This is a genomic window from Kitasatospora sp. NPDC059722 (genome assembly GCF_042733235.1).
Taxonomy (GTDB): domain Bacteria; phylum Actinomycetota; class Actinomycetes; order Streptomycetales; family Streptomycetaceae; genus Kitasatospora.
Map to the genome: position 1 here is coordinate 15,829 of NZ_JBHWGD010000049.1, position 25,177 is coordinate 41,005.

A 25,177-nucleotide genomic window follows, 5' to 3' on the forward strand; every position below is an offset into this window, starting at 1 on the left:
TCCCCCTGCCCTTCCTTCTCTCGTCCGCCCCCCCCTGTGCGCGCCGCCGCCGGCCCCCCACTGGGTCCTGCGGTGCCCGGATCGGGCCCGGTGCCTCAGGCGGCCTCGGTGACCTCGCGGGCGACGGAGTCCGGCATCAGGCCCTCGCGCTGGCGCTTGCGGCCGAAGCGCGGCATGCCGAGGGTGATGAAGGCCTCGGCCTGCATCGCGGCGAAGCCGATCCGCGGCAGGTCCCGGGTGCTCGGGAACACCAGGAAGCGCGGCTCCCACTCGGGCTGGAACTTGGCGTTGAACTTGTACAGCGACTCGATCTGGAACCAGCGCGACAGGAAGACCAGCAGGCCGCGCCAGGCCCGCAGCACCGGTCCGGCGCCGATCCGCTCGCCGCGGGCCAGCGCCGAGCGGAACATCGCGAAGTTCAGCGACACCCGGCGCACGCCCAGGTCGGGCACGGCCTGCAGGGCGGCGACGATCAGCAGCTCGTTCAGGCCGGGGTCGGCCGCGCGGTCGCGGCGCATCAGCTCCAGCGAGATGCCGTCCGGGCCCCAGGGCACGAAGTGCAGCACGGCCTTGAGGTCGTCGCCGGCCTCGCCCTCCTCGGGCGCCTTGTGGGCGGTGACCACGACGCAGTCGTCGTCGAGCGGGTCGCCGAAGCGGCCGAGGGCCATGGAGAACCCGCGCTCGGTGTCGGTGCCGCGCCAGCGGGCGGCGGCGTCGGCGATCCGGAACTTCTCGTCGAGGGTGAGGTCGCGGACGCGGCGCACCTTGCAGGAGTAGCCGTTGCGCTCGATCCGCTTGACCATCTGGCGGACGTTGCGCATGGCGCGGCCGGAGAGCGAGAACGCCGCGGTGTCGACGATGGCCTCGTCGCCCAGCTCCAGCGCGTCCAGGCCCGCCTCGCGGGTCCAGACCTCGCCGCCGACCTCGCTGCAGCCCATGACGGCCGGCACCCAGGCGTGCTCGCGGGCCTCGGCCATGAAGACCTTGATCGCGCCGGGCCAGGCCTCGACGTCGCCGACCGGGTCGCCGGAGGCGAGCATCACGCCGGAGACCACCCGGTAGGAGATGGCGGCCTTGCCGGTGGGCGAGAACAGCACGCTCTTGTCGCGGCGCAGCGCGAAGTAGCCGAGCGAGTCGCGCTCGCCGTGCCGGTCGAGCAGGCCGCGGACCTTCTCCTCGTCCTCCGGGGTGAGCTCGGGCTTCGGCTTGCCCGGGCGCAGCGCCAGGTAGGCGGTGGTGAAGGCGGTCAGCAGGCCGAGCCCGCCGAGCAGGTAGGCGACCAGGTCGGACATCCGCTCGTTGTTGTAGCGGATCGGGCCCTCGAAGCCGAAGAGGCCGTAGGCGACGTGCTCCAGCCGCTCGTAGAGGCCGGGGTGGCCGAGCTCGTAGCGGGTCCGGACGCTGACGATCATGAGGCCGAGCAGGACGCTGACGGTGCCCATGACGATCAGGTTGACCAGCGCGCGCCAGCGGGTGCGCGGGTCGGCCTTGGCGTAGAACTCGCGACGGTGCACGAGCATCACGGCGAAGACGACCAGGGAGACGACGGCCGGGCCGATCTGGTGCCAGCGCACGATGTGCAGCGCGGCACCGACCGGCAGCAGGACGCAGACCGCACGCCAGGCCCGGCGCTTGCGCCGGCGCAGCGCGTGCGCGAGCAGCACCAGCAGGAGGCCGATCATCAGCGTGCCGACCGCGGCCAGGGAGGTGGTCCCACCCGGCAGCTGTCCGGCGACGGTGTGCATCTTGGTGTGCCGGAGCTTGGGGAACACCGCACTGGCGATGTCCACCAGCCCGATCAGCAGACAGGCGTAGCCGACCGCACCGGGCAGCCAGGCCCTCGGGACGGCAGCGGCCTGGTTGCGCAGCGTCTGCAGACCGCGGCGGCGGCGCGGCTGCTCGGGGCTCGGCTCATCGGACACGGGAACACTCATGGGAGCTCAGCGTAGAGGCTGCGTGGGGCTGTCCTGTCACTCCGGGGGAGCACGTGTGATGGACCTTCATGCCTTTTCCTTCATCAGGCCATACGCGCACAAAGGAACCGGAAACGGACGGTAAACCGGTGCCGCGGCGCGCTGCGATCGAGCCGGGGGTGGGAGCCGGGGCCGCCGTCGCGCGGTGCGACGAGGACCTCCGGGACGCGTTACGTACGGTGGACGCCGCATTCTAGGGCGCCGGTTGCCCCCCGCTCGTCCCCGGCCTCGCCGGACGGCCCCGGCCTCCGGACAGCCTAGTCGCGGTGGCCGCAGCTGACGGATCGCCAGACGATGAGGCGTGCACCGACAGGGTCCCATCGGAAGGCCGACGGCATGGAACTGACCAGCGACGCGCTGGTGGACTCGCTGCTCGCACTCGGCGCTGCGGCTCTCCTCACCACACTCTGGATCTGGCCCCGGCTCGCCCGGCAGCGCCCGCTGCCGGTCCTCGGCCGGATCGGCCTGCTGACGGTCACCCAGGCCTCGGTGCTGGCCGTGCTGGCGCTGTCGGTGAACAACTCCTTCGGGTTCTACACGTCCTGGGACGACCTGCTCAGCCCCGGCGGTGCCAAGCTGGTCCTGACCAGCAACGAGAACCACAAGGGCGGCACCCCGGTCTCGGACGCGCTGGTCCAGCCCACCAACGAGGGCGGCCTGGAGTCGGTCCCGAACCTGCCCAAGGGCGCCCCCGAGGAGGTCGGCAGGATCGAGTCGGTCCGGGTCAGCGGCAAGGAGACGGGCTACTCCGACCAGATGTTCGTCTACCTGCCCCCCGAGTACTTCGACCCGAAGTTCGCGCTGGTCCGCTTCCCGGTCATGGTGGGCATCGCCGGCTTCCCCGGCACCACGCTGAACATGCTGAAGGAGCTGCCGGTCGTCCAGACCGCGGCGGACCTCCAGAAGAACGGCAAGATGCCGCCGACCATCGTCGTCCTGGCCCGCCCGACGGTCGCCCCGCCGCGCGACACCGAGTGCGTGGACGTCCCCGGCGGCCCGCGCACCGAGACCTGGTTCGTCAAGGACCTCCCGGAGGCGCTGGGCTCCACCTACCGGACCGGCCGCTCGGCGGGCTCCTGGGGCGTCTTCGGCTACTCGACCGGCGGCAGCTGCGCGATGCGGCTGGCGATGCGCTTCCCCAACGTCTACGGCAGCGCGGTCGGCCTGCACGGGGACTTCACCGTGCGCGAGGACCAGTTCACCGGCGGCAACCTCTTCAACGGCGACAAGGGCCTCGCCCAGCAGAGCGACCTCGGCTGGCGGCTGCAGAACCTCCCGGCCCCGCCCCTCAACCTCCTGGTGGTCTCCACCCGCAAGGAGGCCGACTACCCGCAGACCGTCCAGTTCGTCGAACAGGCCCAGCAGACCGCCGCGAGCAACCCCCAGTTCAAGGCCGAGTCGCTGTACCTGGACGACGGCGGCCACAACTGGGACAGCTGGATCCGGGAACTGCCGGCCTCGCTGGAGTGGATGGGCTCGCACCTCGGGTGACGCGCGCGGGTGATTACCCGCCGGTCGGGCCACCCGGCCGGCGACCCCGGGGGAACGTATCGCGACCGCCCGTCCGGCCCCCGGAGGGCGCCGTCCGGATCCGCGCAGGAGGCGCCGTGCTGAGCACCCGCTCGCTCTTCAACGAGATCTACCGCAACGACGAGGCCTACCAGCTGTTCTGCAGCATCGCGGCCGGCGGCGAGGACCAGGGCGGCTGGGAGAACGAGCGGATCACCACGCTCACCCGGGACCCGGTCCTCGCCCCGAAGGTCGCCCGGCACGGCGCCGACGAGCGCAAGCACGGCCGGATCTTCACCCAGCTGCTGAGCAAGCGCGGCCTGCCCAAGGTCGCCGTCCCGGCCGACGCCGACTACTGCATGCTGCTGGAGGCCAAGGGCGTCGGCCTGTCCCACGAACGGCTGAACAGCGACCTCCCGCTGTCCGACCGCGAGATCATCACCTACCTCGCGCACAGCCGGGTCACCGAGCAGCGCGCGGCCGAGCAGATGCGCCAGCTGGTCAAGGTGTACGGGGACAACCCCGACCTCGGCCGCGCGATGCGGATGATCTCCGCCGACGAGGACAACCACCTCGCGTACTGCCACGAGGAGCTGCTGCGGCTGCGGGTCGAGGGGTACGGCCCGTACATCCGGCACGTCCTGGAGACCTGCGCCCGCGGCGAGATCCGCACCCACCGGGACGTCGGCCTCGCCGTGACCGCCCGGATGGCCCGGATCCTGGGCTGGCCGCGCTGGCAGCTGGCGGTCGTCACCCTCGGGGTGCGCGCCCTCTACCTGTACGACCGCGCGATCGGCTGGCGGCGGATGGTGCGGCTGCGGATGCCCGAGCGCCGCAACGCCCTGGGCACCCCGGCACCCCCGCACGCCGAGCACGAGGCGCTCTGAGCGCCCCCAGGGGCCCTGGCGGCCCCTAGCGCCCGATGATCAGGCTCATCGCCTCGGCCCGGGTGGCCGGGTCGCGCAGCTGCCCGCGGACGCAGGACGTGATGGTCTTGGCGCCCGGCTTGCGGATGCCGCGCATCGACATGCACATGTGTTCGCACTCGACGACCACGATGGCACCCCGGGGCTCCAGGATCCGCATCAGCGCGTCGGCGACCTGGCTGGTCAGCCGCTCCTGCACCTGCGGACGGCGGGCGTAGACGTCGACCAGCCGGGCCAGCTTGGACAGGCCGGTGATCTTGCCGCTGGTGGACGGGATGTACCCGACGTGCGCCACCCCGCGGAACGGCACCAGGTGGTGCTCGCAGACGGACGTCAGCTCGATGTCCTTCACGAGCACCATCTCGTCGTGGCCGAGGTCGAAGGTCGTCGTCAGGACGTCCTCGGGCTCCTGCCACAGGCCCGCGAATATCTCCTTGTAGGCGCGCGCGACGCGGGCCGGCGTCTCCAGCAGGCCCTCGCGGTCCGGGTCCTCCCCCACGGCGAGCAGGAGCTCGCGCACGGCGTTCTCGGCCCGCTTCTGGTCGAAGGTCCCGACGGTGGCCGGACCGTCGAGAGTCACCGGGTCGATCATGCGGGCCTCGCTTACTAGGGGGGAACGTCGGGGCGAACAGCACGGATGCCGCGCCTCCAGGGTACAAACCCTGGTGACGCGGCATCCATTCCGTCCCGGGCTCCGCCGGGAGCGCCGGATCAGCCCTCCGCGGGCGGCTCGGCGGTCGGCAGCGGCGGGAGCTTCACGATGTCGACCGGAGCGGTGTCGGCCGTGGCGGCGGCGCCGTTGGTGAGCGCCAGCTCCTTGGGCGACTGCACCGGCGGCCGGGTGGACGGCGTGCGGCGGGAGGAACCCGTCCAGGCCGGCCGGGTCGGACGCTTGACGATCGGGGCGAAGATCTCGGCGATCTGCTCCTTGTTCAGGGTCTCCTTCTCGAGGAGCTCCAGGACCAGGTTGTCGAGCACGTCGCGGTTCTCGACCAGGATCTCCCAGGCCTCGTTGTGCGCGCTCTCGATGAGCTTCTTGACCTCTTCGTCGACCAGCCCGGCGACCTCTTCCGAGTAGTCGCGCTGGTGGCCCATCTCGCGGCCCAGGAAGGGCTCCGAGTTGTCGCTGCCGAACTTGATCGCGCCGAGGCGCTCGGTCATGCCGTACTGGGTGACCATGGCCCGGGCCGTCGCGGTGGCCTTCTCGATGTCGTTCGAGGCACCGGTGGTCGGGTCGTGGAAGACCAGCTCCTCCGCCGCGCGGCCGCCCAGCATGTAGGCCAGCTGGTCGAGCATCTCGTTGCGGGTGGTGGAGTACTTGTCCTCGTCCGGCAGCACCATCGTGTAGCCGAGGGCCCGGCCGCGGGACAGGATGGTGATCTTGTGGACCGGGTCGCTGTACTGGCAGGCCGCCGCGACCAGGGCGTGGCCGCCCTCGTGGTACGCGGTGATCTTCTTCTCCTTGTCGGACATGATCCGCGTGCGCTTCTGCGGACCGGCCACGACGCGGTCGATCGCCTCGTCCAGGATGCCGTTGTCGATCAGCTTCTTGTCCGAGCGGGCGGTCAGCAGAGCGGCCTCGTTGAGGACGTTCGACAGGTCCGCGCCGGTGAAGCCGGGGGTGCGCTTGGCGACGGCCGACAGGTCGACGTCGGGCGCGATCGGCTTGCCCTTCTGGTGCACCTTGAGGATGTCCAGGCGGCCCTGGAGGTCGGGGCGCTCCACCGCGATCTGGCGGTCGAAGCGGCCCGGGCGCAGCAGCGCCGGGTCCAGGATGTCGGGGCGGTTGGTCGCGGCGATCAGGATCACGCCGCCCTTGACGTCGAAGCCGTCCATCTCGACCAGCAGCTGGTTGAGGGTCTGCTCGCGCTCGTCGTGACCGCCGCCGAGGCCCGCGCCGCGGTGCCGGCCGACGGCGTCGATCTCGTCGACGAAGACGATCGCCGGGGCGTTCGCCTTGGCCTGCTCGAAGAGGTCGCGGACACGGCTGGCGCCGACGCCGACGAACATCTCGACGAAGTCCGAACCGGAGATGGAGTAGAACGGCACCCCGGCCTCGCCCGCGACGGCTCGCGCCAGCAGGGTCTTGCCGGTGCCGGGCGGGCCGTAGAGCAGCACGCCCTTGGGGATCTTGGCGCCGACGGCCTGGAACTTGGCCGGCTCCTGCAGGAACTCCTTGATCTCGTGGAGCTCCTCGACCGCCTCGTCCGCGCCGGCGACGTCGGAGAAGGTGGTCTTGGGGGTGTCCTTGGTGAGCAGCTTGGCCTTGGACTTGCCGAACTGCATGACCCGGGAGCCGCCGCCCTGCATCTGGTTCATCAGGAACAGGAAGACCAGGACGATGATCACGATCGGCAGCATCGACAGCAGCAGGCTGACGAAGGTGCTCTGCTTCTCCGGGCTGATGGTGTAGCCCTCGGCGAGCGTGTTCGGGTCGTTGTCGTTGATCTGGGCCTGGAGCTTGTCGGCGATCGCGACACCCTGGTCGCCGATGTACGAGGCCTGGAACTTGCTGCCGGACGGGGTCTTGCCCGTACCGGCGTTGGACAGCGTGGCGCCGTCCTTCAGCTGGATCTTGATCGTGTTCGAGTCACCGGTGGTGATCTGCGCCGACTTGACCTGCTTCGCGTCGATCGCTGCGACGACCTGACCGGTGTCCACCGTCTTGTAGCCGTTCGAGTCCGAAACGACCTGCATCAAAACGATGACGGCGAGGACGGCCAGCACGATCCACATGATCGGCGCACGGAAGTATCGCTTGACGTCCATCCATGCGGGGCGTTGCCGCCCCGTCCCTCCTGCCACTCAGCGGCGCCGGGGGGCTGTGGGCCGCGGCGCATCCGGAATCGGTGCTCATGTGAAGAGCGGTTTATTGGACCGTACCGCAGTCGGACCCGCCCATGGCGGGAGCACGGCGACACGGTTGTGGTTCTTTGTCCCCCCGGTCAACGGGCGGGAACAACGTACTGTTCCCGCCCGTAACCCGAACGGGGCCCTCAGCCGCCGTAGACGTGCGGGGCGAGGGTGCCGATGAACGGCAGGTTGCGCAGCTTCTCCGCGTAGTCCAGGCCGTAGCCGACCACGAACTCGTTGGGGATGTCGAACCCGACGTACTTGACGTCGATCTCGACCTTGGCCGCGTCCGGCTTGCGCAGCAGGGTGCAGACCTCCAGCGAGGCCGGACCGCGCGAGCCCAGGTTGCCCAGCAGCCAGGACAGCGTCAGACCGGAGTCGATGATGTCCTCGACGATCAGGACGTCCCGGCCGGCGATGTCGGTGTCGAGGTCCTTGAGGATCCGCACCACGCCGGAGGACTTGGTACCCATGCCGTAGGACGACACGGCCATCCAGTCCATGGTGACCTGCGAGTGCAGGGCACGGGCGAGGTCGGCCATGACCATCACGGCCCCCTTGAGGACGCCGACGATCAGCAGGTCCTTGCCTGCGTAGTCCCGGTCGATGCGCTCCGCCAGCTCCAGGAGCTTGGCGTCGATCTCGTCCTTGCTGATGAGCACCTTCGCGAGGTCAGCGCCCATGTCGTTCTGGTCCACCGGGGATACGTCCTCAAACGTTCGGGGTCTGTGTGGCCGGCGGCCGGCTCCCCCGGGGCATGCCCGCCCGTCAGTCGCCCTGCCGCCGAAAGACCAGCGTGCCACACCGGCGGGTGGCCTCGACGCCCCCGGGTAGGTGCAGCGGCCCCTGACCCCGCCATCCGGTGACCAGCAGGTCGACGGTTTCCAGGTGACGGGCGAACAGGTCGCCGGCCGGGCAGCCGGCCCTGAGCGCCGCCCTGCGCAGCACCCGGCGGCGGACGGCGGACGGCAGCTCCGCCAGTTTGGCGGCGTCCAGGGTGCCTTCGCCGGTCCGGAGGTCCCGCTCGGCCAGGGCGGCCCACTGGTCGAGCGCGTCGGCGTCGTCGCGGAACAGCCGGGCGGTGCGGGCCAGGGCCTCGACCACGCCGCCGCCCAGGTGCTTCTCCAGCACCGGCAGCACCTCGTGGCGCACCCGGGAGCGGGTGTAGGCGGGGTCGCAGTTGTGCGGGTCGTCCCAGACCGGAATCGCCTGGGCGGAGCAGGCCTGCCGGGTGGCGGCCCGGTCCAGCTCCAGCAGCGGGCGGCGGTAGCGGCCCTTCTGGGCGGGCATCCCGGCCAGCGAACGGGCGCCGGAGCCGCGGGCCAGGCCCAGCAGGACGGTCTCGGCCTGGTCGTCGCGGGTGTGGCCGAGCAGCACCGCGATCGCGCCGTGGCGCTCGGCGGCCTCGTCCAGGGCGGCGTAGCGGGCGTCCCGGGCGGCCGCCTCCGGGCCGCCGCCGCGGCCCACCCGGACCGGGATCGCCTCGACCGGGTCCAGGCCCAGCGAGCGCAGCCGCTCGGCCACCTGGGCGGCGCGCTCGTCGGAGCCCTCCTGGAGGCCGTGGTCGACGGTGACGGCGCCGACCCGCAGACCGATCTTGGGGGCTTCGAAGGCGGCGGCGATGGCGAGCGCCATGGAGTCCGCGCCGCCGCTGACGGCGACCAGGACGAGCGGCGAGCCGGGGGCGGCCGGGGTGCGGGGCAGCCCGGACGGGTGGCGGGCGGCGTTGCCGATCAGCGTGGTGCCGACGGCGGCACCGACCAGCGGCGCGTCGGCCGCGCGCTCGCGGGCCTCGCGGGCGGGTGCGGTGAAGGTGGAACCGGCCTCGGCGGCGAGGTCGGTGAGCGTGCGGCGGACGGCCAGGCGTATCGCGGCGACGGCGGGGTGTGGGCCCACGGCGGACGACTCCTCGACGGAGGGGGGACAGGACGGCGGTGGGCGCGGCGGGGACCGCGCACATGTGAGCACCCTGTTACCGGGCGCTCACAGATGGTGGCAGAAAGGAGCGACCCGCTACGCCACCCGCGCCACCGGTACGACCACCGTCCCACGTTCGGGTGAATGGAGAAACGTATCTTCTCCCTCGGTCTGCCCGATTGGACCACTCGTACGAACGGGTTTGAAACCCCGTTGACCGCCGCCGACCGGCGGCGGTCCGCTGCTGCCCCGTCAGCGGGCGACGCGGGCGACCCAGGCGGCCGGGTCGTGGATCTCCTCCTTGGTCGGGAGGGTGTTCGGGGACGTCCAGACCCGGTTGAACCCCTCCATCCCGACCTGCTCCACGACGCCCCGGACGAACACCGCGCCGTCCTGGTACTGGCGCAGCTTGGCGTCCATCCCGAGCAGCCGGCGCAGGAGCAGGTCCAGCCGGTTCGCGCCGCGGTCCCGGCGCTGCTGGAACTTCTCCCGGATCTCCGCGACCGTCGGCACCACCGACGGGCCGACCCCGTCCATCACCACGTCCGCGTGGCCCTCCAGCAGCGACATGACCGCCGTCAGCCGGCCCAGGATCTCGCGCTGCGCGGGGGTCTGCACGACCTCCAGCAACCCGGTGGACGCCCCGGCGGGCTCGCGGCCGCCGACGCCCGACAGGCCGCCGCCCAGCGCGCCGGCCGCGTCGCGCAGGCGGTCCAGCAGGGCGCCCGGGTCGACGTCCGTCTCGGTCAGGAAGGACTGCACCTCGGACTGGATGTGGTCGCGCAGCCAGGGCACCGCCGTGAACTGCGTGCGGTGGGTCTCCTCGTGCAGGCACACCCAGAGCCGGAAGTCGGACGGGTCGACGTCCAGCTCCCGCTCGACGTGCACGATGTTCGGCGCGACCAGCAGCAGCCGGCCCGGGCCGGGCCCGTCCGGGCCGAGGCGCGGCTTGTCGAACAGGGCGGCCGGACTGTCCGGCGCCTCCAGCGAGGGCTCCGCGGGGGCGAAGGTCTCGTACTGGCCGAGCACCCTGGTCGCCAGGAACGCCAGCAGCGCGCCGACCTCGATGCCGGTGGCCTTCTCCCCGACCGAACCGAGCACGCCCGCGGCCGGGCCGTTCGCCCGGCGGGCCTGGAGCTTCTCCACCAGCGGCTGGACGACCGTACGGAACCCCGCCACGTTGGCCCGCACCCACCCGGGGCGGTCCACCACGAGCACGGGCGTCGCGACGGCGTCCGCCAGGCTCGTCGAACGCATCCCGGTGAACGCCCGCACGTGCTCCTCGGCCGCCAGGGCGTGCCGGCGCAGCTCGGCGACCACGGCCGCCGCCTCCGCACGGCTCACCTCCGGCCCCGGCCGCACCAGCCGGGTCGCGGTAGCGACCGCGAGATTCCAGTCGACCATGTCAGATCCGCCACTCGCGCTCGTCATGCCCTCACCGTACGTGCTCCGCCCCGCCCGGGGCAGCCACCGGCCCCACCCACGCCCTGCCCCATCCCGTCACCCCCCAACCACATCCGCCCCGGCCCCTCCGGGAGCCGACCGAACGGCCCGGCGCGCAACGATCGAAGGGCGCGGGCGGGGCCCAGGAGCGACGGGGGCGTGGCCCGAGCGCCCCTGGCGAGGCGACCACACTCGGCCGGCAGGCGGGCCGGCATTCCGGCCGACGCGTTCGCCCGCCTTGGGGCCGCCGGGGGGACGCCCAAGGTGCGCCGCACGAGCGGCGACCGCCGACGCCGCTGGCGCCACAGGCGCTCGCCAGCGGTTGGTGGGCACGGGCCGACGAGGGCACCGCCTCGGCGCAGCGGCCACCGATCGACGTACGCGGCACCAGCAGCGGATAAGCCCACGCCGGCTGGCGGGCACGGGCCGACGAGGGCACCGTCCTCGGCGCAGCGGCCGCCGATCGACATGTGCGGCACCGGAGGCGGACCGCCGACACCGTGCTGCCACCCCACGAGCCCCACTGCCGGGCGGCCTATCGCGGCCAGGCGGGGCGCGCGGCCCACGTCCACAGGGCGGTCAGTGGCAGCCGCAGGAGGTGAGGCGGGCGGCCACGCGGTCGAGGGCGGCGCGGGCGGCGTCGGCGTCGGCGTCGGTGCGGGCCATGACGGCGAAGGCGAGGAGGCGGCCGTCGGCGTCGACGACCGTCCCGGCGAGGGTGTTGACGCCGCTCAGGGTGCCGGTCTTGGCGTGGATCAGGCCGGCCGCGTCGGCGGCGCCCGAGCCGGCGCCGTACCGCTTGCCGAGGGTGCCGGTGAAGCCCGCGATCGGGAGGCCGGTGAGGACCGGGCGCAGGGTGGGGTGCTGGTCGGAGGCGGCCAGGGTGAGGAGCTGGACCAGGACGGCCGGCGGGATCGCGTTGCCGCGGTGCAGGCCGCTGCCGTCGTTGAGGGTCACGTTCGTCGTCGTCACACCGAGCCGGCCGAGCTCCTGCTTCACCGCGGTCGCGGCGCCCTCGAAGCTGGCGGGCTGGTGGGCGGCGATGGCCGCCTGGCGGGCGATCGCCTCGGCGATGGTGTTGTCCGAGGTGGTGAGGAGGCGTTCGACCAGGCGGGCGATCGTCGGCGAGTCGACCCGGCCGAGGACGGGGGCGGTGGCGGCGGCCGGAGCCGCGGCGGGCTTGGCCTTGCCGTCGACGGTGATGCCCTGGGCCTTGAGCAGGGCCGCGAAGGCGTCGGCGGCCGCGAAGGCCGGGTCGGCGACGCGCGCCGGCGCGTCCTCGCGGCTCTTCGGGTCGGCTTTGCCCTCGTCGACCATCAGCGGGACGACGAGCGGGATGTTCTCCGCGTCGTAGTTCTCGTGCCGCGGGCTGCCCGTGTACATCGACAGGTCGTAGTCCAGCCGGACCGTCGTCGTCCCGGTCTCCTTCAGGGCGGCGGCGGTCTGCCGGGCGAGCGCGTCGAGCGAGGCGGGGGCGGTGTCGGCGTCCGCGGGCCGGCCGGCGATCTGCACCTGGTCGGCGGGCAGCACGGTGAGCGTCGGGTCGCCGCCGCCCACGAGGGTGATCGCGCCGGGGTCGGCTCCCTTGACCACCCGGGTGGTGAGCCGGGTGTCGCCGGGGACCAGCGAGAGGGCCGCGACCGTGGTGGCGAGCTTGGTGGTGGAGGCCGGCGTCGCCGGGGTGTTCTCGCCGGAGCCGTACAGGAGTCTGCCGTCGGCGGCGTCCCCGACGGCGACGGTGACCGTGCCGAGGCTGCGGTCGCCGAGGGCGGCGGCGAGCGCCTGCTGGAGGCCCTGGGCGGTGGGCTGCGCGGTCTTGTCCCGGCCCGCCTCGACGGCGGCCAGGACGGCGCCCGGCGCCGGGGCCGGGCGGGCGAGCGGGGACGCGCTGCCGCCCGGGGCGGGGGTGCCGCCCTTGGTGGCCGGGGCGGACGTGCCCTGGCTGCCGGGGTCGCCGGAGCGCTTGCCCTTGCCGTGGCCGTTCCTGCCCTGGTCGCCCTGCCCCTGGTCGCCTTGGTCGTCCTGGTTGCCCTGACCGCCCTGGCCCCCTTGTCCGCCCTGGCCGCGGCCGCCGTCGCCGTGCCCGGCGCTGTGCCCGCCCGGCGTCGGGGACGGCTGCGCGTAGGCACCGCCGCCCGAGGCCAGCACCGTCCCGGTGACCAGCAGCGCCACCCCGAACAGTCCCGCGGCCGTCCCCCTGCGGCGGCGCCCCGCCCCGACCCCTGCTCCCACCGACCGGCCCCTTTCCCGAGCACTCGCTCCCGTAGGAGACACTTGGATTCTGTCAGTCCCTACCTTGGAGGAACCGTTGGAGTTCGACGTCCTTATCGAAATCCCGAAGGGCTCTCGTAACAAGTACGAGGTCGACCACGAGACCGGCCGTCTGCGGCTCGACCGGATGCTCTTCACCTCGACCCGCTACCCGGCCGACTACGGCTACGTGGAGGGCACGCTCGGCGAGGACGGCGACCCGCTGGACGCGCTGGTGATCCTGGACGAGCCGACCTTCCCCGGCTGCCTGATCAAGTGCCGCGCGATCGGCATGTTCCAGATGACCGACGAGGCCGGCGGCGACGACAAGCTGCTGTGCGTCCCGGCGACCGACCCGCGCTGGGAGCACCTGCGGGACATCCACCACGTGTCGGAGTTCGACCGTCTGGAGATCCAGCACTTCTTCGAGGTCTACAAGGACCTGGAGCCCGGCAAGTCCGTCGAGGGCGCCAACTGGGTCGGCCGCGCCGAGGCCGAGGCCGAGGTCACCGCTTCGATCAAGCGCCTGGCGGACCAGGGCGGCCACTGAGCCGTCGTTCCGATCTCGATCGAGACCGGTTCGAGGTAGTTCGAGATAGGTCGAGGTAGGTCGGGACAGCCCGGGGCCGGGGTTCGCGGAGAGTCTTCCGCGGCCCCGGCCCTTGCCGTGTCCGGGGCCCTGACGCATCGTTGTTTACCGACGGACTGTCGGCAAGATGTCCGCTTAGGTTAGGCTAACCAAAACTGCCGGGCCCGATTCCGATCCCTGGAGGCCGCATGCCCACGCCCGAGCCCGTCCCGTTCTCCACCGTGCTCCGCACCGCCAGCAGCGAGGAGCACGAGGCCGCGGAGCAGTCGTCGTTCATGAGCCACCTGCTCGGCGGGCGGCTCGGGGTCGAGGCCTACGCGGACCTCACCGGCCAGCTCTGGTTCGTCTACCGGGCGCTGGAGGGCCGCGCGGAGCAGCTCGCGCAGCACCCGCTGGCCGGCCCGTTCATCGACCGGGCGCTGCTGCGCACCGCCGCCATCGAGCGCGACCTGGCGCACCTGCGCGGGCCGCGGTGGCGGGACGGGCTGGAGCCGCTGCCGGCCACCGCCGCCTACGTGGCGCGGGTGGAGGAGCTGGCCGCCGAGTGGCCGGCCGGGTACCTCGCGCACCACTACACCCGCTACCTGGGCGACCTCTCCGGCGGGCAGATCATCCGCGGCGTGGCGGAGAAGACCTGGGGCTTCGAGCGCAAGGGCGACGGCGTCCGGTTCTACGTCTTCGAGGAGGTCGAGAACCCGGCGGCCTTCAAGCGCGAGTACCGGGCCAAGCTGGACGCGGCCGGGCTGGCGATGGACGAGATGGAGCGCCGCCGGGTGGTCGAGGAGTGCAAGCGCGCCTTCGTCCTCAACGGCGCGATCTTCCACGACCTGGACGCGCGCTACCCGCTCGCGTCGTAACCGGGCCCCGGCTCGACCGGAAGGCCCCGGCGGGAGTCGCCCGCCGGGGCCTTCGCGCGTCCCGGGGGTGCGTCAGGACTGCGCGGTCCGTCGGCCGCGGACGAAGGCGGTGGCGCCGCCGCCGACGAGCAGGAGACCGGCGGCGGTGGCCAGCAGCGGGGCCACCGGGGTGCCGGAGCCGGTCGCGGCGAGCACGCCGCCGCCCGGGCCGCCGAGGCCGGAGGTCGTCAGCGAGGCGCCGCCGGCCGCGCCCGCGCCCGAACCCTGGCCGCCGGCGGCCGAGTCGGCGCCGGAGCCGGTGGTCACGCCGGCCGGCCGGGCGGTCGGGAGCTGGACGTTCCCGTCGAAGGCCAGCGTGGCGCTGACCGGGTCCAGGGCCGTCCCCTCCGGGTAGTTGGCGAACACCGGCACGCCCTCGGCGGTGAGCGTCGCCGGAACGGCGGACAGCGTCACCACGCCGTTGACCGGCGTCAGGGCGGACTTGGGCACGTCGAGCCTGGCGATCCGGGCGCCGGTCAGCGAAGTCGGCTTGCCGTCCTGGGACTTGCCGTTCACGTCGGCGGTCAGGAAGGCGCCGTCGCGGTCGATCGCCAGGCCGAGCTTGGAGAGCGTGGTGTCGAGCGCGTAGCCGTCCTTGCCGGGGTGGGCGAGGAAGCGGACGGAGCCCGTGAAGCCGGCGGCGAGCGTGTGGTCGGCCGTGTTGTAGCCGCCGGTCGCACCGCCGAAGCGGTAGTCGGACGCGCCGCCGCCGAACTCGACCTTGCCGGCCGCCGTCGGGCTCGCGAGGTACTTCCGGAAGCTGTCCTTGACCGTCCAGTCGAGGGTCCCGTTCACGACCGGCAGCCGCCCGGCGGCGGGCGTGCCGGTGCTGGTCGGCGTGGCGGTGCTGGTCGGCGTGGCGGTGGCGCTCGCGGACGGGGAGCCGGTGGCACTCGGCGACCGCGTCGCGGACGGCGAGCCGGTGGCGGTCGGGGAGGCCGTCCCGCTCGGCGTGGACGTGGCCGACGGCGAGGCGGTGGGCTGCCCGGTGGGCGAGGCGGTCGCGGTCGCGGACGGCGAGCCGGTGGCGGTCGGGGACGGCTTGGCCGGGGCCTGCTTCAGCAGCAGCGACAGCGGGTCCATCTCCGTCCCCGCCGGGTAGAAGCCCGCGAACGCCTTGGCACCCTGCTCGGTCAGCTTCGCCGCCGCCGGGGAGCCGCTGGTGGTGTCCCGCCCGACGGTGAACGTCACCAGCGGCACGTCCTCCCGCCGGGTGATCTCGGTGGCCCCCATCGACTCCTTGGAGGCGGTGTCGGCGGTGAGCGTGCCGGTCGTCCCGGAGGTGGTGATCCGCAGGTCGCTCAGCGCGATGTCCAGCGCGCCGTGGTGCGCGGTGAAGCGGACGCCTCCGGTGAAGGACGAGCTCAGCGCGTGCGTCGTCAGGTCGTACGCGGCGCTTCCGAAGCCGAAGTGGAAGCTCCCGTCGGCGTTGGCGGTCGCGCCGCCGGTCAGCTCGATCGCGCCGCCCTGGGAGGCCGGGCCGGTGACGTAGGCGCGGAAGCTGCTCTTCACGCCCCAGTCCAGCGCGCCGGAGTCGTACGTGACGCTGCCCGGCCCGCCCGCGCCGAAGGCGAGCGCGGGGGCGCCGAGGGCGGTCAGCCCGAGGCCGGTGGTGACGGCGGCGAGGGCCGCCAGTCGGGTGCGGTTGCGGGACATGGTGGTGAACTCCGTTCGGGGGGACGGGGGGAGGTCGGAGGAGGGGTTGTCAGGAAGCCCGGCGACGGCGTCGCAGGAGCACACCGCCGGTCGCCGCGAGCGCGGCCACCAGCGCCGCCCCGCCGGCCACGGCCGCCACCGGGACGCAGTCCGGGGAGGACGGCGCGGCGGCGGGTGCGGCGGAGGGGGGCGCGGAGGCGCCCGGCACGGCGGCCGGGGCGCTGCCGAGGTCCGGCAGCGGGGGCAGCGCGGCGGCCGGGTCGAGGGCGACGGCGAAGCTCAGCGGGTCCATCGCGGTGCCGGCCGGGTAGAGGCCGCCGAAGGCCTTGGCACCCGTCTCGGTGAGCGTGAGCGGCAGCTCGACGGCCTTCAGCAGGCCGCCCTCGGACGTGAGGCCGGCCGGGTCGAAGACGGCCAGTTCGGCGCCGGTGAGCTGCTGGACGGCACCGTCCGGCGTCCGGCCGGAGACGTCGGCGAGGAGGCGCCCGCGGCCGCCGGCCACGGTGACGCCGGGGTTGGCGAGGGTGAGGTCGAGGCCGTCCGTGCCGCCCGTCCGCAAGCCGGTGAAGCGGACCGTGCCGGTGAAGGCGGCGGTGAGCTCGCCGGTGGCGGGGTCGTACGTGCCCTTGGCCGGGCTCCAGCGGTAGAACGCCCCGCCGTCGGCGGCTCCGGCGCCGAGCTCCCAACGGCCCTGGGCGATGGCGCCGGTGACGTAGTCGCGGAAGGTTCGGCGCACGCCCCAGTCGAGGGCGCCGGCGGCGAACTCGGTGCGGGCGGGAGCCTGGGCGGTGGGCTCGGCGGTCGGCGCCGGGGTGGTGCCGGACGCCGCGGTCGGCGTCGACGTCGGTGTCGGTGCGGCACTCGGCGAGGGCGCCGCGGATGTCGCCTGCGCAGCCGGGAGGTTGACCGACAGGGTGACCGGATCGAGGGCCGTGCCGGCGGCGTAGAAGCCGGCGAAGGCCTTCGCTCCGGCGTCGGTCAGGGTGGCCGGCACGTTGCTCAGGGTCAGGGTCCCGGCCGCGCCGCGCAGGTCGACCCCGGCCAGCGACAGGTCCGCGACCTTGGCCTGGCTCGCACCGCTCACCTGGCCGGTCTCCCGCGACTTGCTGCTGACGTCGGCGTAGAGCCCGGCCGCGCCGCCCTGGACGGCCCGGAAGGTGACCCGTCCGAGGCTCAGGTCGAGCGCGTCGGCGCCGTTCTCCTGGTGCCCGGTGAACCGAACGCCGCCCGAGAAGGCCGCGGTGAGCGCGCCGGTCGCCGGGTCGTAGGTGCCGTTCGCGGAGTGGAAGCGGAAGGCACTGCCGCCGACCGTGGCCGCGCCCCCGGTCAGCGCCCAACTCCCCTTGGCGATCGGCCCGGTGACGTACGTCAGGAAGGACTGCTTGATGCCCCAGTCGAGCCGCCCGCCGGAGACCCGGCCCTCCGCGGCCGCCGCCGGCCCGGGCGACAGGCCCACCGCCAGCAGGGCGGCGAGGACGGCCAGCAGGGCGGCGGCCGGACGGCGGAGCCGGCGGGACAGAGGCACGGCGGATCACTCCTGGCGCGACAGCGATGGACGGCGGTGGACGAACGGGGGCACGGCGAGCCGAGGGGCGGCGCAGTGCCGACCCCCTTGCGAAACTCAGGTAAGGCTAACCTAATATAAGAGTCAAGAGTCCCGCCGCCCACCCCACCCCACCGGACCGGAACGGGCGGCAACTCCCAGCGAAGGGAACCACGTTGAGCAGCCGTACGATCCGATCCCGGACCGCCCGCGGGCCCGTCCTCCTGGCGCTCGTCCTCGGCCTGCTGCTCGCGCTCACCGCCTGCGGCTCCGGCGCGGGCACGGCCGGCAGCGCCGCCACCCGCGCCCCCGACGCCGTCGAGCCGCTGCCCGGCGAGCCCGCCCCGCGGCTCCCGGCCGCCGTGGCGTCCGCCGACGGCCGCCAGGTGACCGTCACCAGCGCCGACCGGATCATCCCGCTCAACGGCAGCCTCGCCGAGCTCGTCTTCAGCCTCGGCCTCGGGCCCAGGGTCGTCGCCCGGGACGTCTCCACGACGTTCCGGCAGGCCGCCGCGCTGCCGGTGATCACCCAGGCCCACGACGTCTCCGCCGAGGGCGTGCTGTCGCTACACCCCACCGTCGTCCTCGCCGACCGCTCGACCGGCCCGGCCGAGGCCGTCGCGCAGATCCGCGCGGCCGGCGTCCCGCTCGTCGTCCTGGACGACGCCAAGCAGCTCGCCGACGTCGGCCCGCGCATCGACACCGTCGCCTCCGCGCTCGGCGTCCCGGACGCCGGACGGCAGTTGAAGGAGCGCACCGAGCAGCGGACCGCCGAGGCCAGGGCCGCGCTCCCGGCCACCGACCGGCACCCCAGGGTCGCCTTCCTCTACCTGCGCGGCAGCGCGTCCGTCTACCTGCTCGGCGGCCCGGCCTCCGGCGCCACCTCGCTGATCGAGGCCGTCGGCGGCGAGGACGCGGGCAAGGCCGCCGGGCTCACCGGCGACTTCACCCCGCTCACCAGCGAGGCCCTGGTCAAGGCCGCACCGGACGCGATCCTGGTGATGAGCAAGGGCCTGGACTCCGTCGGCGGCGTCGACGGCCTGCTCAAGCTGCCCGGCGTCGCCCAGACCCCGGCCGGGCTCGACCGCCGGATCGTCTCCGTCGAGGACGGACAGCTGCTCAGCTACGGCCCGCGCACCCCGCAGGTGCTGCGCGAGATCGCCGCCCAGCTCTACCCGGCGGACGCCAAGTGAGCACCGCCGTACGGGAGAAGGCCGCACCCGGGAAGACCGCCGCGCTCCCCCGCCCGCGCAGCCGCGCCACGCTCGTCACCGCCGCGCTCGCCACCGCGCTCGTGCTGTGCGCCCTGCTCGCGGCCGGGACCGGCGCCTACCGCATCCCGCTCGGCGACATCCTCGCCTCCGCCGCCCACCGCACCGGCCTCGGCGGCCACGCCCTCGACCGCGTCCCCGAGTCGGTGCTGTGGAACGTCCGGCTGCCCCGCGTCGTGCTCGCCCTGCTGGTCGGCGGCTCACTGGGCTGCGCGGGCGCGCTGATGCAGGGCGTGTTCGGCAACCCGCTCGCCGAGCCCGCCGTGATCGGCGTCTCCTCCGGCGGCGCGGTCGGCGCGGTGGCCTGCATCGTGCTCGGCCTGGACGCCCTCGGCACCTGGACGGTCACCGCGTTCGCCTTCGCGAGCGGTCTGCTGACGGTCCTCGCGGTGTACGCGCTGGCCCGCAGCGGCGGGCGCACCGAGGTGGTGACGCTGATCCTCACCGGCGTCGCGGTGAACGCCTTCTGCGGCGCGCTGATCGGCCTGTTCCTGTTCGCCGCCGACTCCGCCGCGATCAGCCAGGTCACTTTCTGGCAGCTCGGCTCGCTCTCGCAGGCCACGTGGGGCAAGGTGCTCGCCGTCCTGCCGTTCGCCGTCGCCGGCCTGGCCGTCGCCCCGCTGTACGCGCGCCGGCTGGACCTGCTCGCCCTCGGCGAGCGCCCGGCCCGTCACCTCGGGGTGGACGTCGAGCGGATGCGGCTCGTGCTGATCACCGTCGTGGCGCTGCTCACCGCCGCGGCCGTCGCGGTCAGCGGCATCATCGGCTTCGTCGGACTGGTCGTCCCGCACCTGCTGCGGATGGTCGCCGGGCCGGGCCACCGGTTCCTGCTGCCCGCTTCCGCGCTCGGCGGCGCACTGGTGCTGGTCGTCGCGGACCTCGCCGCGCGCACTCTCGCCGAGCCGGCCGAACTGCCGCTCGGCGTGCTCACCGCGCTGATCGGCAGCCCGTTCTTCTTCTGGCTGCTGCGCCGGACCCGCACCAAGCAGGGAGGCTGGGCATGAGACTGCGGACGAACCGCGAGGTGCCCGCACGACCGCTCCCCGGCACCGAGCTGCTGGCGGCCGAGGACGTCCGGCTGACCCTCGGCGGGCGCGGGCTGCTGGCCGGCGCGTCGGTCCGGGTGGCCGCCGGCGAGGTGGTCGCGCTGCTCGGCCCGAACGGTGCCGGCAAGTCGACGCTGCTGTCCGTCCTCGCCGGGGACGTCGTGCCGGACGGCGGCGAGGTCCTCCTCCACGGCCGCGCCCTCGGCGGTTACGGCGCCGCCGAACTCGCCCGGCACCGCGCGCTGCTGCCCCAGGCGGCGGCGCTGTCCTTCCCGTTCCGGTCCGGCGAGGTGGTCCGGATGGGCCGCGCGCCGTGGGCCGGGACGGCGGCCGCCGCCGAGGACGAGGCGGTGGTCGCCGAGGCCATGGCGGCCACCGAGTCCGCCGCGTTCGCCGAGCGCCCGTTCACCGCCCTCTCCGGCGGCGAACGGGCCCGGGTGGCGCTCGCCCGGGTGCTCGCCCAGCGCACGCCGCTGCTGCTCCTGGACGAGCCGACGGCCGCCCTCGACCTGCGCCACCAGGAACTCGTGCTGCGGGTCGCCCGGGCGCGCGCCGCCGCCGGGGACGGCGTGGTCGTCGTCCTGCACGACCTCTCGCTGGCGGCGGCCTACGCGGACCGCGTGGTGCTGCTGACCGGCGGCGCGACGGTCGCCGACGGACCCGTCGCCGAGGTGCTGCGCGCGCCGCTGCTCAGCGAGGTGTACGGGCACCCCGTGGAGGTGCTGGCGCACCCGCGCACGGGCGTGCCGCTGGTCCTGCCCGAGCGGTAGCGGTCAGTCCTCCAGGCGGAAGCCGATCTTCATCCCGACCTGGAAGTGCTTGACCCGTCCCTCCTCCAGGTGCCCCCGGACCTGCGTCACCTCGAACCAGTCGAGGTTGCGCAGCGTCCGGGAGGCCCGCTCCACGCCGTTGCGGATGGCGGCGTCGACGCTCTCGGTCGAGGATCCGACGATCTCGGTCACCCGGTACACGTGTTCGGTCATGGCTCGGCTCCCTCAGCTGTGCGACGGCCCCCGGTCCACCGTGCACCGCCCCCGCCCCGCCCGCACGCCGACCGCCGCCACGAGCGTCGGAACCGCTGCGCCGGAACGCCCGGAACGCCTGGCCCGCCCAGAACGCCCGGAACGCCTGGCCCGCCTGGCCCGCCTGGACCGCCTAGAACGCCGCCCGTACCTGCCCGACGGGCACGCCGCCGCCGAGCAGCGGGGCCGCGCCGATGCGCTCGACGGTCTCGTCGGCGCCCGTCACCCCGAGCCGGCGCAGCGCCGCCGCCAGGACCGGCCCGCGGGCCCGCTCGGCGCCGTCGTCGATCTTGAAGGCGAGGGCCCGTCCGTCCGGCAGCGCCACCACCTGGACGGCCTCGGCGCCCATCTTGGACAACGCGCCCGGGACGGCCCGCATCAGCCAGGTGTCGGCCCGGCGGGTGCCGGCCACGTACTCGGGGTGGGCGCGCATCGCGTCGGCGACGCGGCGCTGCGCGGTGCCCGCGGCGGCGAGCACGAACGCCCGGTAGCCGCGGGCCAGGCCGGTCAGCGAGACGGCCAGCAGGGGCGCCCCGCAGCCGTCCACGCCGGCGTGGGCGACGCCCTCGCCGGTGGCCTCCTCCAGGGCCTCGCGGGCCAGCAGCTGGATCGGGTGGGCCGGGTCGAGGTAGCCCTCGGTGTCCCAGCCGTTGGCGACGCACGCGGCCAGCCAGCCGGCGTGCTTGCCGGAGCAGTCCATCAGGATCGGGGCGCGCTCGCCGCCGGAGCGCAGCAGCAGCTCGGCCTCGGTCTCGTCGAGCGGCAGGTCGGCCGGGGTGCGCAGGGCGGACTCGTCCAGTCCGGCGGAGGCCAGGATGGTCCGGACACCAGCGCGGTGAAACGTTTCTCCAGAGTGGCTGGAGGCCGCCAGTGCCAGCAGCTCGCCCTCGATCTCCAGCCCGGCCCGCAGCGTGGCCACCGCCTGGAACGGCTTGGCGGTCGACCGGGGGAAGACCGGCGCGCCGGGGTCGCCGAGCGCGAACTCGACCGAGCCGTCGGCGGCGAGCAGCACCAGCGAGCCGTGGTGCCGCCCCTCGGTGAAGCCCGAGCGTATGACCTCGGCGAGAACGGTCGGGGTGGCGGACTGGGGCATGGCGGAGCCTTCCGGGGCAGGGGTGGACCGGGGGCGAGCCGGGCCCCACCCGCCCATGGTGCCTCACCCGGTCAGAGGGGGCCGCCCGCGAGCAGGTCGTCGACCCGTGCTTCCCCATCACGGTACCTGCGGGTGATCTCGGCGTTGCAACCGTCCGCGGTGCGCAGCAGCCGCTGCCGCCGTCCGGAGACCTCCTGCTCGTGCGCCCGCAGCCGGTCCAGCGCGGCGAGCAGTTCCGCGGCCGGGTGCGCGGCGAGGTCGGCGAGCTGGACGTCGCCCATCAGCGCGTCCGCCTCCAGCTGCGACTCGTGGCCCCGCGGCGGCCCGAGCGTGACGTGCCGGGCCGAGCGCCGCACGGTGGAGGGCGCGTCGGTGAGGATGGCCGGCAGCCGGTCCAGCAGGTCGCCGGACGGCCCCTCGGCGCCGCCCGCCCCCGCCGCGCGCGAGCGGCCGCCCGGGCGGCGGTCCAGCTCGGCGCGCAGGATGTCCATCCGGCCGTGCAGCAGCCGCCGCAGGTAGGAGAGGTCGGCCTCCTGTTCCAGGGTCTCCCGGCGCAGGATCCGCAGCTGGTCCAGGCCCAGCCGCTCCAGGTCGGGCTCGTCGTCCCCGGTCGCCCGCCCGGACCGGTCCTGCGCGCTGCTCGCGTCCATCACCCAACCACCTGCCGTCGTCCGTTCCCGCCCGCTCGCGGCACCCCGTCCCTGCCGCCGTCCGGCCCGTCCCCCGACGGACCGTGCGCGTCCCGTCCGTTGGCACGCCCGGACACCCCCGAAAGGTTCCGGTCCCCGGCGGACACCACCCGCCGGGGCGACACCGCCAGAACGCCTGACCTACCGGCTCGACCGCCCGGCCGAACCCGGACCCGGGGCGGCGGACCTCCTGGCGCCCCGGGCCGTATGTACGGTGCCCCAGCGTGCCACCCCGCCCGGCGCGCGCGCACCGCCCGTGCACCCGAACGGCCCCCTGGCGAACGGGGGTGGCTGATATGACGAGGTCTTTGCCCAGGAAGAACGGCGCCCGACCCAGCGCAGGCGTGCGCAACCCGGCGCGCGCCACCGCCTCACACGCCTCCCCCGGTGCGTACGGATCCCCCCTCCTGGGTGACCCCGTTCGGCTCCGGCACAATGGCCGCATGCGAGCAGTGGTGCAACGGGTGAGCGAAGCCAGGGTGACGGTGGCCGGAGAAACCGTCGGCGCGATCGAGGGGCCCGGGCTCTGCGCCCTGGTCGGCGTCACCCACGACGACACAGCCGCCAAGGCCGCCCAGCTGGCCCGCAAGCTGTGGACGCTGCGCCTGCTGCCGGCCGACGGGGACGGCGTCGAGCAGTCCTGCTCCGACCTCGCCGCCCCGCTCCTGGTGATCAGCCAGTTCACCCTCTACGGCGACGCCCGCAAGGGCCGCCGCCCCACCTGGAACGCCGCCGCCCCCGGCCCGGTCGCCGAGCCGCTGGTGGACGAGGTCGTCGCCCAGCTGCGGGCGCTCGGCGCCAAGGTGGAGACGGGCCGGTTCGGCGCCGACATGCAGGTGGCGCTGGTGAACGACGGCCCGTTCACCGTCATCGTCGAGGTCTGAGCCCGGCCGCGGCGGCCCGGGGGGCTACTGCGGGACGATCACGTCCTGCGTGCCCGGCACCGTCCCGGCCAGCAGCACCGCGTCCACCGGCACGTTCCGCTTGACGATCGCCAGCGCGATCGGCCCCAGCTCGTGGTGGCGCGCCGAGGACGTGACGAAGCCGAGCGCCCGCCCGTCCGGGTCGGACGCGAGCCGCACCTCGGTGCCGTGCGGGGGCAGCGTCTCCTCGGTGCCGTCCAGGTGCAGGAAGACCAGCCGGCGCGGCGGGCGGCCCAGATTGTGCACCCGGGCGACGGTCTCCTGCCCGCGGTAGCAGCCCTTCTGCAGGTGGACGGCGGTGCGCAGCCAGTCCACCTCGTGCGGGATGGTCCGGTGGTCGGTCTCGAAGCCGAGCCGCGGCCGGTGGCCCTCGATCCGCAGCGCCTCGTACGCCCACACGCCGGCCGCGGGCCCGTACCCGGCGGTGAGCTTCTCCAGCTCGGCGCGCGGCACGAACAGATCGCGCCCGTAGGGGAGTTCGCGCACGGCGGCGGCCCCCTCGACGGAGCTGCCGGAACCCGCCGGCAGGTGCACGACCGCGTAGTCGGCGGTCGCGTCGGCGACCTCGACCCGGTAGAAGAACTTCATGCTCTCCAGGTAGGCGACCAAGTCGCCCTGGGTGCCCGGCTCGACGTGCGCCCACGTGGTGGTGCCGTCGTCGACGAGGTAGAGCGCGTGCTCGACGTGCCCGTTCGGGGAGAGCACCAGCGCCTCGGTGGCCTCCTGCGGCGGCAGCGCGCTGACGTGCTGGGTGAGCAGCAGGTGCAGCCAGGACAGCCGGTCCGCGCCGGTGACGGTGACCACGCCGCGGTGCGAGAGGTCCACGAAGCCGTCGCCCTGCGCGAGGTGGCGTTGCTCCCGGAAGATGTCGCCGTAGTGGGCGGCGACGCCCTCGTCGGCCCCCTCGGCGGGGACGGCTCCGGGCAGGGCAAGCAGCGGGCTCTTCACACCGGTCATACCGGTCAGCTTACGACTGGCCGTCCGCGAGCTTGGCGGTGCAGTCGGCGCAGCGCCCGAAGATGGCGAAGTGCTTGAGGTCGGTGTCGAACCCGTGGCGCGCGCGCAGGCTCTCGATCAGCGGCTCGGCGATCTCGGTGTCCGTCTCGGTGACCTCGTCGCAGTCCCGGCAGACCAGGTGCAGGTGGTGGTGGCGCCCGGCCAGGTGGTACGTCGGGGCGCCGTGGCCCAGGTGGGCGTGCGAGACCAGGCCGAGCTCCTCCAGCAGCTCCAGCGTCCGGTAGATGGTGGAGATGTTGATGCCGCTCGCGGTCCGCCGCACGTGGCTCAGGATCTCGTCCGGGGTGGCGTGGTCGAGCGTGTCGACGGCCTCCAGGACGAGCTGGCGCTGGGGCGTCAGCCGGTAGCCGCGTTCCCGCAGGTCGGCCTTCCAGTCTCCGGAGAGCTGCCAGTCGGTGGTGCCGGTGTCCGCCACGATGCTGTCCCTGCCACGGTCGGGGGTCCTTGGAACAAGTGTAGGGACCGGCCGCGGGCCGGTCCCTACGTCGTGGGGGGGGGGGGTGGCGCCGCCCGGGGGGCGGCGCCGGGGGGCGGGGGGGCGGGGGGGCGTATGAGGCTCAG

22 protein-coding genes are annotated in these 25,177 nt (G+C 74.2%); 8 read left to right on the forward strand and 14 right to left on the reverse strand.

Annotated elements, in window-relative coordinates; all coding sequences use genetic code 11:
• Nucleotides 1–95: 95 nt before the first annotated feature.
• The gene (locus tag ACFV4F_RS27505) at nt 96–1,934 is read right to left on the reverse strand and encodes a phosphatidylglycerol lysyltransferase domain-containing protein (protein ID WP_380441108.1); all 1,839 of its coding nucleotides are present in this window, start codon (nt 1,932–1,934) and stop codon (nt 96–98) included.
• Between the two features lie 375 nt (nt 1,935–2,309).
• On the opposite strand from ACFV4F_RS27505, the gene ACFV4F_RS27510 reads away from it, so the two are divergent.
• Nucleotides 2,310–3,464: an alpha/beta hydrolase gene (locus ACFV4F_RS27510; RefSeq protein ID WP_380506351.1), complete on the forward strand. Its 1,155-nt coding sequence runs from the start codon at nt 2,310–2,312 to the stop codon at nt 3,462–3,464.
• Between the two features lie 116 nt (nt 3,465–3,580).
• Nucleotides 3,581–4,369, forward strand: coding sequence for a ferritin-like domain-containing protein (locus ACFV4F_RS27515; RefSeq protein ID WP_380506354.1), 789 nt, complete (start codon nt 3,581–3,583; stop codon nt 4,367–4,369).
• 25 nt (nt 4,370–4,394) lie between these two features.
• Here the strand turns inward: ACFV4F_RS27515 and folE are convergent, their stop codons facing one another.
• The 6 genes from folE to dacB all read right to left on the reverse strand — a co-directional run bounded on the left by folE (nt 4,395) and on the right by dacB (nt 12,853).
• Nucleotides 4,395–5,000: a GTP cyclohydrolase I FolE gene (folE, locus tag ACFV4F_RS27520; protein WP_380441113.1), complete on the reverse strand. Its 606-nt coding sequence runs from the start codon at nt 4,998–5,000 to the stop codon at nt 4,395–4,397.
• 119 nt (nt 5,001–5,119) lie between these two features.
• Nucleotides 5,120–7,177 carry an ATP-dependent zinc metalloprotease FtsH gene (gene ftsH / locus ACFV4F_RS27525; protein WP_380441115.1) on the reverse strand — a complete coding sequence of 686 codons (2,058 nt, stop codon included), beginning with the start codon at nt 7,175–7,177 and terminating at the stop codon, nt 5,120–5,122.
• Between the two features lie 227 nt (nt 7,178–7,404).
• The gene (hpt, locus tag ACFV4F_RS27530; RefSeq protein WP_030059589.1) at nt 7,405–7,959 is read right to left on the reverse strand and encodes a hypoxanthine phosphoribosyltransferase; all 555 of its coding nucleotides are present in this window, start codon (nt 7,957–7,959) and stop codon (nt 7,405–7,407) included.
• A 70-nt stretch (nt 7,960–8,029) separates the two neighbouring features.
• Nucleotides 8,030–9,157, reverse strand: a complete 1,128-nt coding sequence (gene tilS, locus ACFV4F_RS27535; RefSeq protein WP_380441117.1) for a tRNA lysidine(34) synthetase TilS — start codon at nt 9,155–9,157, stop codon at nt 8,030–8,032.
• Between the two features lie 273 nt (nt 9,158–9,430).
• The gene (locus ACFV4F_RS27540) at nt 9,431–10,609 is read right to left on the reverse strand and encodes a zinc-dependent metalloprotease (RefSeq protein WP_380441119.1); all 1,179 of its coding nucleotides are present in this window, start codon (nt 10,607–10,609) and stop codon (nt 9,431–9,433) included.
• 591 nt (nt 10,610–11,200) lie between these two features.
• Nucleotides 11,201–12,853, reverse strand: coding sequence for a D-alanyl-D-alanine carboxypeptidase/D-alanyl-D-alanine-endopeptidase (dacB, locus tag ACFV4F_RS27545; RefSeq protein ID WP_380506357.1), 1,653 nt, complete (start codon nt 12,851–12,853; stop codon nt 11,201–11,203).
• 76 nt (nt 12,854–12,929) lie between these two features.
• Between dacB and ACFV4F_RS27550 the strand changes: the two genes are divergently transcribed.
• Entirely contained in the window at nt 12,930–13,421 is a 492-nt protein-coding gene (locus ACFV4F_RS27550; protein WP_329932372.1) for an inorganic diphosphatase, read from the forward strand.
• Nucleotides 13,422–13,648: 227 nt separating this feature from the next.
• A complete protein-coding gene (locus tag ACFV4F_RS27555) occupies nt 13,649–14,317 on the forward strand; it encodes a heme oxygenase (biliverdin-producing) (RefSeq protein ID WP_380441123.1) in 669 nt (222 codons plus the stop codon).
• 72 nt (nt 14,318–14,389) lie between these two features.
• Here ACFV4F_RS27555 and ACFV4F_RS27560 read toward each other — a convergent pair whose 3' ends face one another.
• The gene (locus ACFV4F_RS27560) at nt 14,390–16,012 is read right to left on the reverse strand and encodes an HtaA domain-containing protein (protein ID WP_380506359.1); all 1,623 of its coding nucleotides are present in this window, start codon (nt 16,010–16,012) and stop codon (nt 14,390–14,392) included.
• A 49-nt stretch (nt 16,013–16,061) separates the two neighbouring features.
• Nucleotides 16,062–17,537 carry an HtaA domain-containing protein gene (locus tag ACFV4F_RS27565; protein ID WP_380506362.1) on the reverse strand — a complete coding sequence of 492 codons (1,476 nt, stop codon included), beginning with the start codon at nt 17,535–17,537 and terminating at the stop codon, nt 16,062–16,064.
• 194 nt (nt 17,538–17,731) lie between these two features.
• Here ACFV4F_RS27565 and ACFV4F_RS27570 point away from each other — a divergent pair, with 194 nt between their 5' ends.
• The 3 genes from ACFV4F_RS27570 to ACFV4F_RS27580 are packed head-to-tail and all read left to right on the forward strand — an operon-like array spanning nt 17,732 to nt 20,642.
• A complete protein-coding gene (locus ACFV4F_RS27570) occupies nt 17,732–18,748 on the forward strand; it encodes a hemin ABC transporter substrate-binding protein (protein WP_380506365.1) in 1,017 nt (338 codons plus the stop codon).
• Nucleotides 18,745–19,830 carry a FecCD family ABC transporter permease gene (locus ACFV4F_RS27575; RefSeq protein WP_380506368.1) on the forward strand — a complete coding sequence of 362 codons (1,086 nt, stop codon included), beginning with the start codon at nt 18,745–18,747 and terminating at the stop codon, nt 19,828–19,830. The genes ACFV4F_RS27570 and ACFV4F_RS27575 overlap by 4 nt, the downstream gene beginning before the upstream one ends.
• Nucleotides 19,827–20,642: a heme ABC transporter ATP-binding protein gene (locus ACFV4F_RS27580; RefSeq protein WP_380506371.1), complete on the forward strand. Its 816-nt coding sequence runs from the start codon at nt 19,827–19,829 to the stop codon at nt 20,640–20,642. Before ACFV4F_RS27575 ends, ACFV4F_RS27580 begins: the two co-directional genes overlap by 4 nt.
• Nucleotides 20,643–20,645: 3 nt before the next feature.
• On the opposite strand, the gene ACFV4F_RS27585 is transcribed toward ACFV4F_RS27580, so the two are convergent.
• The 3 genes from ACFV4F_RS27585 to ACFV4F_RS27595 all read right to left on the reverse strand — a co-directional run bounded on the left by ACFV4F_RS27585 (nt 20,646) and on the right by ACFV4F_RS27595 (nt 22,637).
• Nucleotides 20,646–20,855, reverse strand: coding sequence for a dodecin (locus ACFV4F_RS27585; RefSeq protein ID WP_380441135.1), 210 nt, complete (start codon nt 20,853–20,855; stop codon nt 20,646–20,648).
• Between the two features lie 172 nt (nt 20,856–21,027).
• Nucleotides 21,028–21,987, reverse strand: a complete 960-nt coding sequence (locus tag ACFV4F_RS27590; RefSeq protein ID WP_380506374.1) for an asparaginase — start codon at nt 21,985–21,987, stop codon at nt 21,028–21,030.
• 71 nt (nt 21,988–22,058) lie between these two features.
• Nucleotides 22,059–22,637, reverse strand: coding sequence for an ABC transporter substrate-binding protein (locus tag ACFV4F_RS27595; protein WP_380441139.1), 579 nt, complete (start codon nt 22,635–22,637; stop codon nt 22,059–22,061).
• 482 nt (nt 22,638–23,119) lie between these two features.
• Here ACFV4F_RS27595 and dtd point away from each other — a divergent pair, with 482 nt between their 5' ends.
• Nucleotides 23,120–23,560 (forward strand): D-aminoacyl-tRNA deacylase, encoded by a 441-nt coding sequence (dtd, locus tag ACFV4F_RS27600; RefSeq protein WP_380441141.1) that lies wholly within the window; start codon nt 23,120–23,122, stop codon nt 23,558–23,560.
• A gap of 24 nt (nt 23,561–23,584) precedes the next feature.
• On the opposite strand, the gene ACFV4F_RS27605 is transcribed toward dtd, so the two are convergent.
• The gene (locus tag ACFV4F_RS27605) at nt 23,585–24,547 is read right to left on the reverse strand and encodes a YgfZ/GcvT domain-containing protein (RefSeq protein ID WP_380441155.1); all 963 of its coding nucleotides are present in this window, start codon (nt 24,545–24,547) and stop codon (nt 23,585–23,587) included.
• Between the two features lie 19 nt (nt 24,548–24,566).
• Complete coding sequence (locus ACFV4F_RS27610) at nt 24,567–25,031, reverse strand: Fur family transcriptional regulator (RefSeq protein ID WP_380441143.1); 465 nt, start codon at nt 25,029–25,031, stop codon at nt 24,567–24,569.
• Nucleotides 25,032–25,177: the final 146 nt, after the last annotated feature.

Coding starts and splice junctions, on each gene's coding strand:
- ACFV4F_RS27505 (WP_380441108.1), bottom strand. CDS start 1,934: ATGAGTGTTCCCGTGTCCGATGAGCCGAGCCCCGAGCAGCCGCGCCGC.
- ACFV4F_RS27510 (WP_380506351.1), top strand. CDS start 2,310: ATGGAACTGACCAGCGACGCGCTGGTGGACTCGCTGCTCGCACTCGGC.
- folE (WP_380441113.1), bottom strand. CDS start 5,000: ATGATCGACCCGGTGACTCTCGACGGTCCGGCCACCGTCGGGACCTTC.
- ftsH (WP_380441115.1), bottom strand. CDS start 7,177: ATGGACGTCAAGCGATACTTCCGTGCGCCGATCATGTGGATCGTGCTG.
- ACFV4F_RS27540 (WP_380441119.1), bottom strand. CDS start 10,609: ATGACGAGCGCGAGTGGCGGATCTGACATGGTCGACTGGAATCTCGCG.
- ACFV4F_RS27555 (WP_380441123.1), top strand. CDS start 13,649: ATGCCCACGCCCGAGCCCGTCCCGTTCTCCACCGTGCTCCGCACCGCC.
- ACFV4F_RS27560 (WP_380506359.1), bottom strand. CDS start 16,012: ATGTCCCGCAACCGCACCCGACTGGCGGCCCTCGCCGCCGTCACCACC.
- ACFV4F_RS27580 (WP_380506371.1), top strand. CDS start 19,827: ATGAGACTGCGGACGAACCGCGAGGTGCCCGCACGACCGCTCCCCGGC.
- ACFV4F_RS27585 (WP_380441135.1), bottom strand. CDS start 20,855: ATGACCGAACACGTGTACCGGGTGACCGAGATCGTCGGATCCTCGACC.
- ACFV4F_RS27590 (WP_380506374.1), bottom strand. CDS start 21,987: ATGCCCCAGTCCGCCACCCCGACCGTTCTCGCCGAGGTCATACGCTCG.
- ACFV4F_RS27595 (WP_380441139.1), bottom strand. CDS start 22,637: ATGGACGCGAGCAGCGCGCAGGACCGGTCCGGGCGGGCGACCGGGGAC.
- dtd (WP_380441141.1), top strand. CDS start 23,120: ATGCGAGCAGTGGTGCAACGGGTGAGCGAAGCCAGGGTGACGGTGGCC.